This window comes from Streptomyces sp. Root1304, from assembly GCF_001426405.1.
Classification (GTDB): domain Bacteria; phylum Actinomycetota; class Actinomycetes; order Streptomycetales; family Streptomycetaceae; genus Streptomyces.
The window spans coordinates 237653-253369 of the sequence record NZ_LMEP01000005.1; the positions used below are offsets into that span (position 1 = coordinate 237653).

Below are 15717 nucleotides of genomic sequence, written 5' to 3' on the forward strand. Positions count from 1 at the left end.
GCCGCCTACGGGACCCAGTGGTTGCCCGAGACCGTGATCATGACCTGGAGCTGGATGCTCGCGGAGTAGTAGCTGCTGGTGTCGATCGGGGTGGCCAGCATCTTGTTCCACAGGGCGTCCAGCCAGGCCTGGCTGCCGGAGTCGGTCATCGCCGCCACGGCGAAGGGGGCGAAGAAGGCGGACTCGCTGCCCGAGGAGATCTGGGTGCCGTTGAGCTTGTAGCCGATGGCGATCTTGTTCGGGTCCCCGCCGGTCTTCGTCTTGATCCAGCTGTTCATCTTCCGCGCGGCGGCGAGCGAGGTGCTGTCCCCGCTGGTCACCGCGTCGTCGGCGATGCGCCACGGCGTACGGCAGGCGTTCCACCAGTACGCGCCGTCGTTCGGGTCCTCCAGGACCTGGCCGGGGGCGGGCTTGGGCGTGGTGTTCGTGTCGACGACGAAGTCGGGCAGCAGGCCGGTGCCGGACGCGTAGGTCGACTGGAGGCGGGAGATCTGGGTCTGGTGCGCGGTGCGCACGGCGTCCCAGGTCGTGTCGCCGGAAGCGGCCCGGAAGGCGCGGAAGTGGTCGACCATCCAGTCCGAGGTGCGGGTGATCCAGTAGTACTGGTCGCCGGAGTCGCTCCAGTCGCCGAGCTTCAGGAGCTTGCTCGTCGGGTTGACCTCGTCCTTCTTGATCGCGGCGATGTGCTTGAGCGCGAGGTCCTTGTAGTTGTACGTCCCGGTGCTGCCCCACTGCTTGTCGGCGAGGAGCAGACCGTAGGCGACGTCCATGTCGCCGTCGGTGGCGCCGTCACCGCCGTTGACGCTCTTGCAGGCGGTGTCCTGCTCGGCGGCGAGGAGGTTCGGGTTGACCGAGGACGGGTGGTCGATCTTCCACTTGACGAGGCCGTCGAAGATCTTCTTGGCGTCGGGGTCGGCGCCCGCCATGGTGGCGGTGACGACCATGCCGTAGCCCTGCGCCTCGGCGACGTAGGGGTGGTCGGCGTCGGGCGAGATGATCTGGTACCAGCCGTTGCCGCAGTTCTGGCGGACGAAGGCGGACTTCCAGCGGTTGTAGTAGTCCACGACCTTCTGGTCGACGGTCGCCTGGGTGCCGGAGGGCTTCAGCATGCCGGCGGCGTAGGGCTTGAGGTGGCTGCCGAAGGGCACGGCCGTGCCGCCGCCGCCGTTCCCGCCGCCGCTGGGCGCGCCGTAGACCTCGAACTCCCAGAGGGAGTAGCCGTACGCGGTGCCCCGTCCGGTGCCGTACATCCGGACGTACCGGCCGCTGCCGGAGACCGTCAGGTCGTCGGTCGCCCCGTCACCGGCGGTGGTGGAGTAGACGTCGGTCCAGGTCGACCCGTCGGCCGAGGTCTGGATGCGGTACGTCTTGCCGTAAGCGTCCTCCCAGTTCAGTTTCACCCGGGAGATCGTGTGGTTCGCCCCGAGGTCGATGCGGATCCACTGCGGATCGACCCCTTCGAGGCTCGCCCAGCGGGTCCCCGTGTTGCCGTCCACCGCGAGTCCGGCCCCGAAGGCCGAGGTCTCGACGGACGAGGCGGTCACCGCCTTTCCGGTGGACACCAGGCCGTCGGCGGCCTGCGCCTGCGGCATGACCGTCAGGGGCAACGCCAGCAGACCCGCGAGCCCGAGAAGCGAGACGCTTCGTCGACGCATGACAACTCCCTTTCCCTCCATGGCCAATGGTTAGGAAATATTCCTAACCATTGGCCGGGAGAGTAGAGAGGGCGGAAGCCCGGCGCAAGACCCCGGACGGCAACGGGAACATGGACATCCGGTGCGGGTTCCGGAACTGACGGTTCCTCACTCCGCCACCGCGGCGGAGGAAGGGGGTCACCGTCGGTGTGCCTGGCTGCATGGCCAACGGCCTACCACCCCCGGTGCCGGGCTGTCGCAGGGATCACAGGGGAGATCATGTGAACTCCGCCGATCGGCGGTGCGGCCGGGCACAGAATGGCCCCCCATCCAGCGTCTTCACTCCGGGGGAATGTGACGTGTCCAGGCTGAGCCGTTGGTCCGCCGTCCTTGCCGTCCTCGCTCCGCTCGCCCTGGCGGGGTGCAGCAGCCCACCACCCGCGCTGGAGTTCGGCGCGGCCGGGCCCTCCGGCCCGGAGCTCGCCGCACGGCCCGCCGACGGCGGTTCGCTGCCCGTCGCCGAGTGGCCGAACGCCTGCGAGGTGCTGAGCGACGACGAGATCCGCTCGATCCTGCCGCAGGCGACCGACTTCGCCCGCGAGCCGGTGAAGGTCACCATCATCGACTTCAACCCGCTCGCGCAGTCCGCCCCCGGCACCACCGGCGACGTGGAAGCGGGCGGGTGCACGTACAAGTTCGGGCTCCCCTCCGCGTACGAGAGCACGCACAACAGCAGCATCCGGGTCACCTTCACGGCCATCGCCGACCCCTCCCTGGTCCGGCAGAGCTACGCCGAGGACCTCGCCGACGCCCGCAAGGACGCGCCCCGCCGGAAGAAGGAGTTCCGCGACCTCGGCACCTCGCTCGGCGCGGCGGGCTGCTTCCTGCCGGACGTCTCCGACGGGCCGACCTGCTACCGGGGTCCGTACCAGTTCGAGGTGGGCGGCATGTCGACGGCGGACGGGGTCGGGGAGTACGCCGAGTCGGACAAGAACTGGAGCGCGAAGGTGCTCACGGAGGTGGCGCGCACGGTGAGCGCGCGGATTCCGTAACGGGGGCGGGGGCCGGCGCCGCTGCCGGTCGCGGTCTCTGCGGTTCACGGCGTCGGGGCGGGCCGCGGGCACGGGGGAAGGGCCGGTCGGTCCTTCGTCCGGACGGCGGGCAGCCACGCCGTGGTCCCGGGCGCGGCCCGCCCGGCCTCCCGTACGCCCTCCCGACCGTCTTCCCCTGCCTCCTGAGCGGCCGTGGGCGGAAGGCGGACGCGGAACCAGCGGGTGGACGCCAGGTCCTCCTCGTCGATGATCGTCTGGCCCTGCGGGACCTCGCACTCGGCGACCAGGACGTCCCCGTGCCAGACCCTGGTCGGGACGACGTTCTCGGCCGTGTACGGCCGTCCGGGGTCGATCGCCAGGCCCAGGCTGCACTGCGGGTCCCGGTCGGTGCGGCCCTGGCAGCCCCGTTCGGCGTTGAACACCCGGACCCGGGCCGGGCCGCCACCGGCGCCGTCGGACCGGGCCGGGTCCGCTTCCCGTCCCGTGGACGACCAGATCGCCGCGCCCAGCGCCGCGCACGCCGTGGCGGCGAGGAACGCGGCACCGATCCGGCGCCTCCGCCGCCCCGCGCGCGCCGTGAGGCCGGTGGGGCTCGCGAGAGGCAGGGGGCCGGTGCGGTTCCGGGCCGCCTGGTCCCCGCCCCCGGCGGCCTCGTGGGCGCCGATCCGCTCGATCAGGCTCCGGGCCGTGTGCGCGGCCCGGGAGGCGTGGGCGGGGGCCAGGCAGTCGGCGGCGAGGGCCCGCCAGAACTCCGGAACCGCCTGGTCCAGCCGTAAGGGCGCACGCCCCTCCGCGTACTCCTGCGCGGCGGCCCCCCGCGCCATCGGCGTGGCTCCGGGGAACGGCGAGGCCCCGGACGCGAACACCTCGTGGACGAGGATGCCCAGGGCCCAGATGTCGGCGCTCGGCCGGACCTCCACGCCGAGCTCGCCCAGCGGGGCCTTCCACCGCTCCGGCGGGAGGTAGTCCAGGGTGCCCATCGGGGGCGCGTACCCGTGTGTCCCGGTCAGCTCGGTGGCGAGGCCGAAGTCCGAGAGCTTCACCGAGCCGTCGGCGCCGATGAGGACGTTCTCGGGCTTGAGGTCGGTGTGCACCCAGCCGGCTCCGTGCAGATGGGCCAGCCCCTCGCAGACGCCGACGACCAGCCGGGCCCGCTCGGCCTCGGTCACCCCGGCGTCGAGCAGGTCCCGGAGGCTGCACCGCGCACGTTCCATGACCAGGACGATCGCACCGTCCAGGGACGGCTGCCCGGGAGCGCGGAGGACGAGGGAGTCGAGCAGCCGGACCAGTCTCGGGTGTCCGGCCGCGCGGCCGAGTTCGACCTCGCGCCGGGCGGCCTCCGCCACACGCCGGGCCTGGAGGGGGGCGAGCCCGGCGGTCGGCATGACCTTGAGGGCGACCTCGGCGGGTGGCGGGGGGCCGTCGCCCTCACGGTCTCGGTCGTCGTCGGCGGTGGCCGGTCGACCCGCGTAGACCGTCGCCCAGCCGCCGGCGCCGATCGGCTCGGTGACCACCCAGTCCCCCACCCGGTGGCCCCGGGGCAGCAGTTCCGCGTATCCGCTGTCCCACGAGGTGCCCCGGCCGCGCACCGCCGCCATCCCCGCTACCGTCCCCGTAGGGTCGGTTCGGCCCGGGGCGGCAACAGCGCGAGGTGCTCCTCCCGGACGATGCCGAACCTCAGGGCGACGCCGACCACGGCCTCGCGCTTGCCGTGTCTGCGGTCTCCCCGGCCGGACTCGGGCGCGGCGGCGGCACCGACCCTCAGTTTCTCCTCTGCGAGGTAGTCGATGTGCGAACTCACCGCGCGGGCCGTCAGTCTGGCGCAGGCGGCGTGGCCCCTGAGCCGCTCGACGACCTGGGGCGTGGTCGGCACGGCGACCGGCGACTGGTCGCGCAGCCAGGGCTCGCAGAGCGCGGCGAGCACCAGGAAGTAGGTGGCCGTCTCGTCGAGGGAGTACGCCATGACCGTACGGCTCTCCCACGATCCGCCCGTGCCGTGCGGGTCCAGATAGACGTGGTCGGGCGCGTACACCTGGAAGGAGACGGTGGTGTCGCGGCGCGTGGGCAGCACCACCCGGGAGAACTCGAACGGGATGGGCGCGCCGGCCCGCCTCGGCGGCACCCGCAGGTACTCCCCCGCGCCTTCCGGGTTCTCCACCAGATAGCTGTGGGTCGTGCTGTGATTGCTCAGCTGCCAGTGGTCGTCGGTCACCCGGATCTCGCCCGCGAACCGGGAGATGGCCGCGTCCGCGAGCCGTAGCTCGACCGGTGTCGTCGACGAGCCCCGCCCGAATCTCGCGCGTTCCCCGGGACCGAGCCTGAGGGTCACCGCGTCGCCGGACGGCTCTCCGTCGACGACGCCGCCGCTCCCCTGCGGCAGATGGACGACTATGCCGCTCACCGCTCCTCCTGTCCCACGCGTCGACAGTTGTCATGCACGCAGAACGCTACCGGTAGTACGCGGAGGTTTACCGTAGGGCACAGGTCACTTCCGCGCCCGGAACGGCGGGTGGGACAGGTGGTGGAGGGGCGGTGAGCGGTGGGCGGCTCCGCTCAGCCGGCCTGTGCGAACGCGTCCGCCAGTCGGGGGATGTAGTCGGCGAAGGCGGCGGACCAGCAGCCGTAGTTGTGCTCGCCGTTGCACTGCGGTGAGAGGGAGCTGCCGTCGCCGTAGTCGACGTAACGGCTCGGGATGCCGAGCTGGTCGAGGCGGTTCCTGACGTTCCTGGTGGCGACGGCGGTCCTGCTGTCGATCAGCCCCCGGTCGCCCGTGTAGAGGGCGACCCCGGTGTCGGCGAGCTTGCTCAGGTTGGCCGGGGAGGCGGGGTCGACCGCGTTCCAGATCCGGTCGTCGAACAGGGCGTACGGGGAGCCGAAGATCGCGTCGCTGTCCACGACGGGCCCGTAGTCGGCGCAGCCCGTGCCGGAGCCCGACGTGCTGGCGGTGCACAGGGCGTTGGGCAGGTTCAGTTCCGTGGCGAGGACGACGCCGCGGATCTCCCAGAGGCCGAAGTCGATGCCGCCGGAGAGGGAGGCGACGTGGCCGAAGAGGTCGGGCCGTGCCTGGGCGTAGTGCAGGGCGCCGAAGCCGCCCATGGAGAGTCCGACGACGGCGCGGTGGTCGCGGTCGGCGACGGTGCGCAGGTTGGCGTCGACGAAGGGGACGACCTGGCGGAGGTGGAAGTTCTCCCAGTTGGCCGCGCCCAGGGCGGTGTTCTGCATCTTCCAGTTGGCGTACCAGCCCTTGAGCCCGCCGTCGGGCACCACGGTGATCATCCGGTCGTCGTGCAGGGCGGGGGCGGCCGCCGCGTCGTTGACGTTGCCGGCTCCGCCGTGCAGGAAGTAGGTGACGGGCCAGCGCTTGTCCGGGGCGGAGTAGTAGTCGCTCGGCAGGAAGACCCGGATCTTGTGCTGCCCGGAGAGTTCGGGGGTGGTGACGGTGAGGGTGAAGTCCGTGGACGAGCGCACCTCGGTGGCCGTCGTGACCCGGGTCAGGCCCTGCCCGTCGGTGAAGTCGGGGATGACGGGGGTGTCGGCGGCGGCGACGGGGCCGGTGACGGCGGTCACCGCGACCGCGGCCGCCGCGGCGAAGGTCACCGCGGCCGTGCGGAGCACGGTGCGGAGGCCCGCTCTGGACCGGAGCGTTCTCATGGGGTGTACCTCTCTTCGGGGAAGATGTGTCGTCGGCACGAGGAGGGAGCGGTCGTCCGTACGGGGTGGCGGCACGTCGTCAGTATGCAGTGGGGGCGCCGGATCGGACCGGGGCGATGGGGCGGTCGCCGAACGCGGACCAGGGGCCCCAGCCGGCGCTCGGCCGGGTCTGTACCCGGGTCCGGATCCGGCCGTCGGCGGTGACGGCGAAGACGTGCAGGCGCCCGGTGGCGTCGGCCGCCGCCGTCGGGGTGGCGGCGAGGAGGACGCCGGGTTCACCGAAGTCCTCGGCGGGGTCCCAGGTGCCGCCGGTCGTGTGGTGCCAGCGGTGGTCGAGGCGCGCGCCCCCGGGGGAGAGCGAGAAGGCTTCGAGGCGGCCGTCGGCGCTGGGGGCGAGCAGCGGGGCGGCCGCCGCCCAGCCGAACAGCGGTTGCCAGTCGTCCCAGCCGCCGCTGGGCACGGTCTGCCGCCGGTGGAAGGCTCCCACCCCGGACGGGCCGATCGCGACGACGGCGAGCCTGCCGCTGCCGTCGCGGGCCACCCGGGGCGCGGCACCGGCCGCCGTGCCGAACGGGCTCCACGCGCTCCAGGCGCCGCCCGGCGACAGCTGCCACCGGTGGACGATCGCGGCGCCGCCGGCTGCGAGGGCGAAGACCTCCAGGCGGCCGTCGGCATTGGCCGCGACGACCGGCGGGGCGCCCACGGGGCCGCCGAATCCGGCCTCCCACGGGTCCCAGCCGAGCGATCCGGGGGCGTTCTGGCGCCGTCGGGCGACGGAGGCCCCACCGGGGCTCGTCGCGAAGACCTCAAGCCGGCCGTCGGCGTTGTGGGCGACGGCGGGGGCGGCGCCGGCCGGGCCGCCGAACTCCTCCCAGTCGTACCAGCCGCCGTCGGGCCGCTGAGCCCGGTGGTGCAGGTTCGCGCCACCGGGGGCGAGGGAGAACAGGTCGAGCCTGCCGTCGCCGTTGCGGCCGAGGGTGGGCACCGCTCCGGCCGGCCCGCCGAAGCTCTCCCAGGGCGACCAGGTGTCGGTGTTCGGGTCGAGCTGGACGCGCCGCAGCATCGCGCGGTCTCCGGCGTCGAGCGCGAAGACGTTGAGGCGGCCGTCGGCGTCGAGCGCGGCGACCGGGTTGTCCGGGCTCTGCCACGGCGGCGGGGTGTCCCGCCAGTCGAGGGGTGCCACGTACAGCCCCTGCCGGAACCATCCCGCCGCGCTCGCGTTCCAGGTCCCGCCGTCGGTGACGACCTCGACGGCGTGACCGGCGACATGACCCGCGTAGCCGCCGAGGTCGAAGCGGAAGGGGTCGCGCGAGGCCAGGACGTCGGTGCCTTCGTAGCCGTTGCGCGGACCGATGAACAGGTAGTACCAGCCGTCCCGTTCGACGACGAACGGCGACTCGGTGACCGAGACGGTCGCGTCCGTGGCGGCGTCGGTGAACGCGACGCCGGGCGCGCTCCAGTGGAGCAGGTCGGCGGACCGCCGGTGGGCGACGACGTGATGGCCCGAGCCGGAAAGTTCGGTGTAGTACATGACCCACTCGCCGCCGGCCCGGACCACCATCGGGTCACGCGCGGCGAGCCCCCGGAAGAGCGGACCGGACGGCTCGCGGGTCCAGGTGAAGAGGTCGGTCGAGGTGGCGAGGTTGATCGCGGCGCCGTCCCGGCCTCCGGCGGCGTAGTACATCCAGTACGTTCCGCCCGCCTCGACGACGTGCGGCGCCCACAGGTGTTCCTCGCCGAAGTAGGAGGGGTCGACGGTGAGCGCGTCGGCGTGGGTGGTCCACGGCCCCTGCGGGGTCGGCGCCGAGGCGTGGGCGAAGGAGGTCTCCGCCGTGCTGTCCGGGGCTTCGCCGGGCGGCGCGCTGTCGCCCACGATGCTGAACAGGTGCCACCGACCCTGGGCCTTGATCAGGGTGTGGTCGTTGAGATAGCGCCGTCCGGCGGGGGTCGACGGGTCGTGGACGTGGACGAAGGGGCCCGCGCCGACCCAGGAGGCGGGCCCGGCGCCCGTTTCCGCGACGGAGGCGGGTGTGGCTGCGGCGGCGGTGGTCCGGCCGGCGCCCAGGAGCGGGAGCGCGCCCGCTCCGGCGGCGGCGCCCCGCAGGAGGTTCCGTCTGCTGATCGGAAGCATGCGTGTCTCCAGAGGGACCGCGCGGCCGGCCGTGCCGTACGGGCAGGGCCGGCCGCGGGTCGAGGGCGGGTGGGGGTCAGTCGAGGGCGGGGCCGGCGGTGTTGTTGACCCAGCCCCAGTCGGACCAGGTCGCGAAGCCGGTCTGCCACTTGTGGAAGACACCCGCGTGACTGGTCCCGAAGACCTCGATCCGGCCGTCGGCGTTCGTGGTCGCGGTGACCTCGGTGCCCCCGCCGCCGAACGTGACCCAGTCACCGTAGGCCGCGTTGACGCCGGTCTGCCAGGTGTGCGAAGCCGTGGCGCCGTTCATGGCGAACACCTCGACGCGGCCGTCGGGGGTGCGTTCGCTGCTGAGCTGCGAGTCGGCGGGTCCGCCGGTCGGCTCCCACTCCGACCAGCTCGTCGGGTTCGTCTGGTACTTGTGGAACACCCCGACGGGCCCGGAGGCGAACACCTCGATCCTTCCGTCCGCGTTGTGGTCGACGGTCAGGTCTCGTCCACCGCCACCGAAGGTCTCCCACGCCGACCAACCCCCACTGGGCGCGGTCTGGAAGAGGTGCTGGAAGGTGCTGCCGTTGAGGGCGAACACCTCAAGGCGGCCGTCCCGCGACTTCTCCATCTCGACCCGGCTGTCGGCGGGGCCGCCACCGGTGGCCTCCCAGTCGGACCAGCCGGCGTTGGGTCCGACCTGGTACTTGTGGAACAGGCCCACCGGTCCGGACGCGAAGACCTCGATCCGGCCGTCGACGTTGGTGCCCGCCGCGATGTCACGGCCACCACCGCCGAAGGTCTCCCAGCCCGACCAACCGCCGGACGGGGACAGCTGGTAGCGGTGCTGGAAGGTGTTCCCGTTGATCGCGAACATCTCCAGGCGACCGTCCGCGTTCGGTGCGACGGCCAGCTCCGCGTTGCCGGGTCCGCCCAGGGACTCCCAGGCCGACCAGTTGCCGTTCGCCTCGGTCTGCCAGGCGTGGTGCACGCCGTCGGCGGCCGCGGCGAACACTTCGAGACGCCCGTCCGCCGACCGCGCCGACACGACCCGCCCCGACTCCGCCGGGTACACCAGCGGGCCGGGGCCGGGTTCGTGGTGCCCCAGGCGGTCGACCGCGGCGCGGGCCTCGTCCATGTGCCGCCAGTGCGCGCCCTGGTTGTAGGTGGACCAGGGCTGCCAGTTGGTTCCCCCGGAGGAGATGTCGAAGGCCGCGTTCGCGTTGCACTGGGCGTCGTAGGCGCAGGCGTCGGAGACCTCGGGGTGCCAGTAGTCGTTGATCTGCCACAGGCCGCGGTCGGTCGACGGGGGCGTGTTGTTCGTGACGTTGTACGCCGACGGGTTGCAGCTGGACTCCGCCAGGGCCACGGCGACGGCGGTCACCAGGCCGTCGCCCCGGAAGCCGGCCGTGTAGCCGGTCTGGGCGCACAGGTCGCTCGGTGCGGCGTAGGCGGGCGAGGCGCCGACGAGGATGCCCGCCGCGAGGAGCAACGAGGCCAGTGCCGACAGGATGACGCGATATGGCGCTCTGGAGGAGCGCTGGGTTCTGCTCAACTGCTGTCCCCTTCGGAGTGGATGCCGATCAGTCGGATCGGATCGGCTCGGTTGGCGGTTCGGCCCGATCAGTCGACGGCGGGCCCCGAGGTGTTGTTCACCCACGCCCAGTCGGACCAGGTCGCGGGACCCGTCTGCCACTTGTGGTAGACGCCGGCGTGGCTCGTCCCGAAGACCTCGATCCGGCCGTCCGCGTTGACCGTGGCGGTGATCTCCGTACCGGCACCGCCGAAGGTCTCCCACGCTCCGTACGGGGCGTTCACGCCGGTCTGCCAGATGTGCCGGGCCTCGCTGCCGTTGATCGCGAACACCTCGACCCGGCCGTCGGCGGTCCGCTCACTGGTGAGCTGTGAGTCGGCGGGCCCGCCGGTCGGCTCCCACTCCGACCAACTCGTCGGATTCGTCTGGTACTTGTGGAACACCCCGACGGGCCCGGAGGCGAACACCTCAAGACGGCCATCGGCGTTGTGGTCGACGGTCAGGTCTCGCCCGCCACCACCGAAGGTCTCCCACGCCGACCAGCCACCGCTCGGCGCGGTCTGGAAGAGGTGCTGGAAGGTGCTGCCGTTGAGCGCGAACACCTCAAGGCGCCCGTCCGGGGACTTCTCCATCTCCACCCGGCTGTCGGCCGGGCCGCCACCGGTGGCCTCCCAGTCCGACCAGCCGGCGTTCGGACCGACCTGGTACTTGTGGAACAGCCCGACCGGCCCGGACGCGAAGACCTCGATCCGCCCGTCCGCGTTCACACCGGCGGCGATGTCACGACCACCGCCGCCGAAAGCCTCCCAGCCCGACCAACTGCCCGACGGAGAAAGCTGATAGCGGTGCTGGAAGGTGTTCCCGTTGATCGCGAACATCTCCAGGCGACCGTCCGCGTTCGGCGCGACGGCCAGCTCCGCGTTCCCCGGACCGCCCAGGGACTCCCAGGCCGACCAGTTCCCGTTCGACTGCATCTGCCACGCGTGGTGCACACCGTCCGCAGCCGCGGCGAACACTTCGAGACGCCCGTCCGCCGACCGCGCCGACACCACCCGCCCCGACTCCGCCGGATACACCAGCGGCCTCGGCGGCTGGCCGCCTCCGCCGGGCGTGCAGGGCAGCGTGATGCCGCCCTCCGCGAGGTAGAGCTCGGGGTCGATGCCGTACGAGGCGGACGGGTCGCCCCAGATCCGCAGGTGGAGGTGGGAGCCCGTCGAGTTGCCCTCGGCACCCATCAGGGCGATGCGCTGGCCGGCCACGACGTGGTCGCCGACGGACACGTCCCGCTGGTACATGTGCCCGTACTCGGAGATCCTCCCGTCGGGGTGCTGGACGCGGATCCACTGGCCGTAGTCGCCGGTGTACCCGGAGATGGTCACCTCGCCGTCGCCCACGGCGTAGATCGGGGTGCCGATGTCGTCGGCGATGTCCACGCCGTTGTGACCGTCGTGGTAGGGCTGCGTGACGACTCCGGTGGTCGGGCACGCGGCCGCGGAGGTGGCGGTACGGGCGGCGGCCGGGGTCGCGGTCACCAGCCCCGGCAGGAGTGCGGCGATCACGGCCAGCACACAGGTGATGGCGCGTCGGGACGATGGGGGCGGTCCGAGAAGCACGGGACGCTCCTCCCCTCGGTTCGGCTCGGGGTGGACGGGGCGGTGGCGGTGCGCGGGGAGTGCGCGGTTCACGCCTTGCGGAGCCGCGCGATGATGCCGTCGATGTCGCGCTGCATCATGTCGTGGCGGATGAAGTGGCCGCCGGGCAGCTCGTACCACTCGTGCGGGATGCCCGCGTTGCCGAGGAGGGAGCGGAACTCCCTTTGGCCGCCCAGGACATTGGTCTCGTTGGCGGTGTCGAACCAGTTGATCGGGTCCGGGCTGGTGCCGGCCACGAGGAACACGCGCTTGTTGCGGTAGCTCTCGATCCGCTGCACCGGGTTGTCGGCGCTGACCCGGGCCTCGTCCCACAGCGGCGCGCCGTAGACGGTCCCGCCGCCGAGGTCCAGGAGCGCGGAGGAGGCGTTGGCCCAGTGGGCGACGATGCCGTTCTCGCGGCGCAGGCTGGCCGGGCCGGAGTGGGCGCTGACCGAGGCGAAGTGACCGTAGTACTTGGCCGCGTACTTCAGCGCGCCGAAGCCACCCATCGAGAAGCCGGAGACCGCACGGCCGTCGTACTCGGCGAAGGTGCGGAAGTTCGCCTCGACCCACGGGAGCAGCTGGGCGATGTGGAAGTGCTCCCAGTTCCGGGGGCCGACGTTGGAGCTGACGGGGTTGGAGTACCAGCCCGCGTGACCGCCGTCGGGCATGACGACGATGAGCGGCTTGCCCGCCGTCCAGGCGCGGATGCCCTCGCGGTCGAAGGTGATGAAGTCCTGGTCGGTGCCGCCCCCGTGGAAGAGGTAGAGGACGGGGTAGGTGCGTCCGCTGTAGTGGTAGTCGTCGGGGAGCAGGACGTTCACGGCGGGGTTCCAGCCGATGGCGTCGGTCGCGAACCGGTAGTACCGCATCCGGGGGTCGCCCTCGTTGCGGTCCACGATGCGCAGTCCGAAGCCGTCGCCGACCGCGGAGGCCGAGGTCGCCCCCGCGAGGACGCCTCCGGCGCCCAGCGCCATCGCGGCCGAGAGCCCGCCTGCGGACCTGAGGATGCTTCTGCGGGAGGGGTTCTGCGCGGTCAACGTGACCTCCTGGTGGGGAGCGTGACGGGAGGGATCCTGACCGTTGGCAAGCTAGCGAGGGCCGCACGCCCCGGGCATCCGGAACGTTCCGGAGGGACAACGGCGGCGACCGTGGGGTAGGGGTGGTGCGCGGCTTGTCATACTTCCCGGATGGAGATGCGAGCCGTGGAGACGGCACGACGCTGGCTGGCCGATCAGGGGGTCAGGCAGGTGCGTGACGGGTGGGTGAGCGACGCCGAGCCGGGCGTGTTGCTCACGGCCAACCAAGTGGCGCATTCCTGGGCCGGTGACGTGTTCGCCGAGGACCTGGACGCGGCCGACCAGTTGCGGCTGGCCTTCGGGCTGCTCGACCTCCTCGACGAGTACTGGGTCACGTGCGAGATGCGGTTCGCGGACGACGGCGCCGAGGGCCCCCTGCCGGCCGACGTGCTGTGGGACGGCTACCGCCGCCGGCTGGAGGCGGACCGGGACGCCGAGGCCGTCACCTACTCGCTGTGGGTGGACTGGTTCGAGGACCACACCACCTCCGCGACGGCCTTCGCCGAGGTCCTCGGCAACGACATCGGCCGGGTGGTGACCGAGCGGTCCGAGGCACCGCTCCGCCGGGCCCGTCGGGTGCTCGAGTGCTCGGGCCCGGTGCGCTGGACGGTGAAGGAGCCGGCGTACCGCACCGCAGTCAGGCTCCCCGGCCTGCACCCGGCCCTCTTCCTCGGCCTCCGGGCGAGCTTCCACGACGTCTACGGGGACCTGGAACCGGCCGCCGCGCTGGCCCTCCTGGACCGGCTGGATCTCCCCCCGGACACCGAGCACCTCGCCGCACTGCGCCATGTGCTCGCCGCCGGGCACCGGAACCACTACCGCAGTCCCGGCGCCTGGGACGAAGCCGTCCGCGCCACCTCCTGAGCCCGGCCTACCCTCCTGGTCCTGAGCCCGGCCTACCCCCTGCTTCTGAGCCCGGATCCGTCTCCCACGGCGAGAACACCGTCGTCGGGGCCGCGCTCGCCACCGCCACCACGGCCGCGCGTCGGTGGTCCGTCCACTCGTGGAGCCGCAGGCCGTCCTGGCCCGCCTTCAGGAGGGCCTCCCCGCGGACCCACAGCCGGAGCAGCGCCGGGCCCGGGTCCGCTTGCCTGCTCGCTTCGGTCAGCTCGGCCTCCGGCAGCAGGCGCCGCAGGACCCTCAGGGGGCCGGGCCGGCGTGCGGCGGGCTCGACGTCGATGCCGACCGCGCCGGGGCCCACGGCCGCCGCGACGAGCCCGTCGGCGTGGCTCAGACTGACGCCGGCCCCGGGCCGGTCGCGCAGGTACGGGCGCCCGTGGCCGTACCGTCCGCATCCGGGGCAGAGCTGGGCGAGGTCGGTCCCGTCCGGCGGCAGCCCGGTGAAACGGGCCGCGCAGAGCCGTACGAGCAGCCGTGCCGCCACCACGTCGTCGCGGCGTTCCGGCACCCGTATCCCGGCCAGCCGCCGCCGCTCCCACGGCGCGAGCAGCCCTTCGTGCAGCTCCGGACGGGCCAGTACCTCCGCGGTGGTCGCCACCACGGCCAGGACGGAGGATACGTCTCCGCCGGGCGCCGGGCCCCCGGTCACGGCCGGCGGCTCACCGGGCGGCGCTCAGGAAGCGCTCCCGGACGCGCCCGAGGGTGCGGAAGTCGTCGATGGTGACCTCCTGGAGGTCGATCGAGCTGCCGGAGAGCTCCTCCAGCAGGTCGATGAACTCCAGGAAGTCCATCGAGTCGATGAGACGCGCCTCGATGAGGTCCTCGTCGGTGTCGATCGGACCGTCGAGGCCGGGGTTCTTCTCGTGCAGCCACGCGGCGATGCGTTCCATGGGGAGGGTCGCTCCTTGGTTGTCGGTTCGGGAATGGCGTGAACGCGACGGCGCCGGGCCGCCGCGCTCGGCGTCACGGGGGGTGCCGTGCTCAGGGGCGGGCGTCGCGGAGCCGGTCGAGGGCGCGCTCGGGGCTGCCGTGGGTGAGGATCATGGCGTGGACCCAGCGCTCGACGCCGAAGGCGACGCAGGCGCTGTACGCCGGCCCTTCCGCACCCGCGCGGATGTCCAGCCGCTCGCCGAAGAAGTTGCGGTGCCGGTTGACGGAGGCGATGGCCGTGCCGTCGGGCGCGCAGAACTCGTGCTTGACCGGATCGAGGGCCATCAGGCGGGCCCGGGAGCCGCCCTTGTCGTAGAACGGGTCGTCGGCCACCGCCCGCTCCAGCTCCAGACCGAGCAGGGCGGCCGCCTCGAGGATGAACTCGGCGCCCTGGTCGAGGTGCGCGAGCGAGCCCTGCTTGGTGCCGAGGTACAGGACCTCGCGCATGTGGAAGCCCCACAGGCGCCGCAGTCCGTCGTAGTGGGTCTCGTTGCGGAAGCAGCGGCCCGCGGCGGAGAGCCTGAGGCCTTCCTCGCCGACGTCCCGGCCCTCCAGGGAGAGCAGCAGTCCGTAGCAGGTGGCGGACGGCAGCAGGTAGCCGGTGGGGAGCAGCGGCAGCTCCCCCGGTGTCTCGCCGGCGGCGAGGCCGTCGAACGCGTCGGGGGCGAACCGCCCGGCGGAGACGCCGAGATGGGGGAAGTTGCGGAAGAAGTCGAGCCGGGCGAGGCCTTCCACGGACAGCAGCGGCGGACCGACGACCTCGGGCGCGGAGAGCCGGGCGGCCAGGCCGGTGAGCAGGTCGTCCAGACCGTGCAGGAGGGCCGTACGGACCGGGTCCAGCGTGATCAGACCGGGGCCGGGGCTCTTCAGGCCACCGTCCGGCAGGACCGTGGTACCGGTTGTGCTCATGGGAAACCGCTCCCTCTGGGGGTGTGCGAACAGTCGGGGGCGTCGGCCGGACGGGCGGAACGAATGCGCCGCGGGGTCACCGGGGTGCCACATGCGCGCTGCCATGCGTCCGCGGGTCAGTGCGAACGTGCGGTCGTGTGGTCGCCGTTGACCGCAGGGCGCAGCGAGGAGTCCGGCTGATTCCCCGTCACGGGCCGGACCGCGCAAGGGGACACTAGGCGAGTTCCGCGCCTGTTGTCTAGACCAAAGCCGCCGAGTCGGAATCCGCCGCCCCGCAG

At 72.6% G+C, this 15717-nt stretch carries 13 protein-coding genes; 2 read left to right on the forward strand and 11 right to left on the reverse strand.

Features of this window, described 5'->3' with window-relative positions; all coding sequences use genetic code 11:
- Nucleotides 1–5 precede the first annotated feature (5 nt).
- A complete protein-coding gene (locus tag ASD33_RS36225) occupies nt 6–1655 on the reverse strand; it encodes a glycosyl hydrolase family 8 (protein WP_056556741.1) in 1650 nt (549 codons plus the stop codon).
- A 338-nt stretch (nt 1656–1993) separates the two neighbouring features.
- On the opposite strand from ASD33_RS36225, the gene ASD33_RS09950 reads away from it, so the two are divergent.
- The gene (locus ASD33_RS09950) at nt 1994–2686 is read left to right on the forward strand and encodes a hypothetical protein (protein ID WP_056556744.1); all 693 of its coding nucleotides are present in this window, start codon (nt 1994–1996) and stop codon (nt 2684–2686) included.
- Nucleotides 2687–2730: 44 nt separating this feature from the next.
- Here the strand turns inward: ASD33_RS09950 and ASD33_RS09955 are convergent, their stop codons facing one another.
- The 7 genes from ASD33_RS09955 to ASD33_RS09985 all read right to left on the reverse strand — a co-directional run bounded on the left by ASD33_RS09955 (nt 2731) and on the right by ASD33_RS09985 (nt 12661).
- Nucleotides 2731–4284, reverse strand: a complete 1554-nt coding sequence (locus ASD33_RS09955; RefSeq protein WP_056556747.1) for a serine/threonine-protein kinase — start codon at nt 4282–4284, stop codon at nt 2731–2733.
- A gap of 5 nt (nt 4285–4289) precedes the next feature.
- Nucleotides 4290–5087, reverse strand: coding sequence for a serine/threonine protein kinase (locus ASD33_RS09960; RefSeq protein WP_199863493.1), 798 nt, complete (start codon nt 5085–5087; stop codon nt 4290–4292).
- A gap of 152 nt (nt 5088–5239) precedes the next feature.
- Complete coding sequence (locus tag ASD33_RS09965) at nt 5240–6337, reverse strand: alpha/beta hydrolase-fold protein (RefSeq protein ID WP_056556750.1); 1098 nt, start codon at nt 6335–6337, stop codon at nt 5240–5242.
- 79 nt (nt 6338–6416) lie between these two features.
- Nucleotides 6417–8468 (reverse strand): family 43 glycosylhydrolase, encoded by a 2052-nt coding sequence (locus ASD33_RS09970; protein ID WP_056556753.1) that lies wholly within the window; start codon nt 8466–8468, stop codon nt 6417–6419.
- Between the two features lie 76 nt (nt 8469–8544).
- Nucleotides 8545–9948, reverse strand: coding sequence for a hypothetical protein (locus ASD33_RS09975; protein WP_242426887.1), 1404 nt, complete (start codon nt 9946–9948; stop codon nt 8545–8547).
- Nucleotides 9949–10079: 131 nt separating this feature from the next.
- A complete protein-coding gene (locus ASD33_RS09980; RefSeq protein WP_056556755.1) occupies nt 10080–11603 on the reverse strand; it encodes a peptidoglycan DD-metalloendopeptidase family protein in 1524 nt (507 codons plus the stop codon).
- A 68-nt stretch (nt 11604–11671) separates the two neighbouring features.
- On the reverse strand, nt 11672–12661 hold the full coding sequence (locus ASD33_RS09985; protein WP_056556758.1) for an esterase family protein: 990 nt from the start codon (nt 12659–12661) through the stop codon (nt 11672–11674).
- A 150-nt stretch (nt 12662–12811) separates the two neighbouring features.
- Between ASD33_RS09985 and ASD33_RS09990 the strand changes: the two genes are divergently transcribed.
- Nucleotides 12812–13564, forward strand: a complete 753-nt coding sequence (locus tag ASD33_RS09990) for a hypothetical protein (RefSeq protein ID WP_056556761.1) — start codon at nt 12812–12814, stop codon at nt 13562–13564.
- A gap of 7 nt (nt 13565–13571) precedes the next feature.
- Here the strand turns inward: ASD33_RS09990 and ASD33_RS09995 are convergent, their stop codons facing one another.
- The 3 genes from ASD33_RS09995 to ASD33_RS10005 all read right to left on the reverse strand — a co-directional run bounded on the left by ASD33_RS09995 (nt 13572) and on the right by ASD33_RS10005 (nt 15439).
- Entirely contained in the window at nt 13572–14249 is a 678-nt protein-coding gene (locus ASD33_RS09995) for a 4'-phosphopantetheinyl transferase superfamily protein (RefSeq protein WP_056556764.1), read from the reverse strand.
- Nucleotides 14250–14259: 10 nt separating this feature from the next.
- Nucleotides 14260–14490 (reverse strand): acyl carrier protein, encoded by a 231-nt coding sequence (locus ASD33_RS10000; protein WP_056556767.1) that lies wholly within the window; start codon nt 14488–14490, stop codon nt 14260–14262.
- Between the two features lie 91 nt (nt 14491–14581).
- Nucleotides 14582–15439 (reverse strand): hypothetical protein, encoded by an 858-nt coding sequence (locus tag ASD33_RS10005; RefSeq protein WP_056556771.1) that lies wholly within the window; start codon nt 15437–15439, stop codon nt 14582–14584.
- Nucleotides 15440–15717 lie beyond the last annotated feature (278 nt).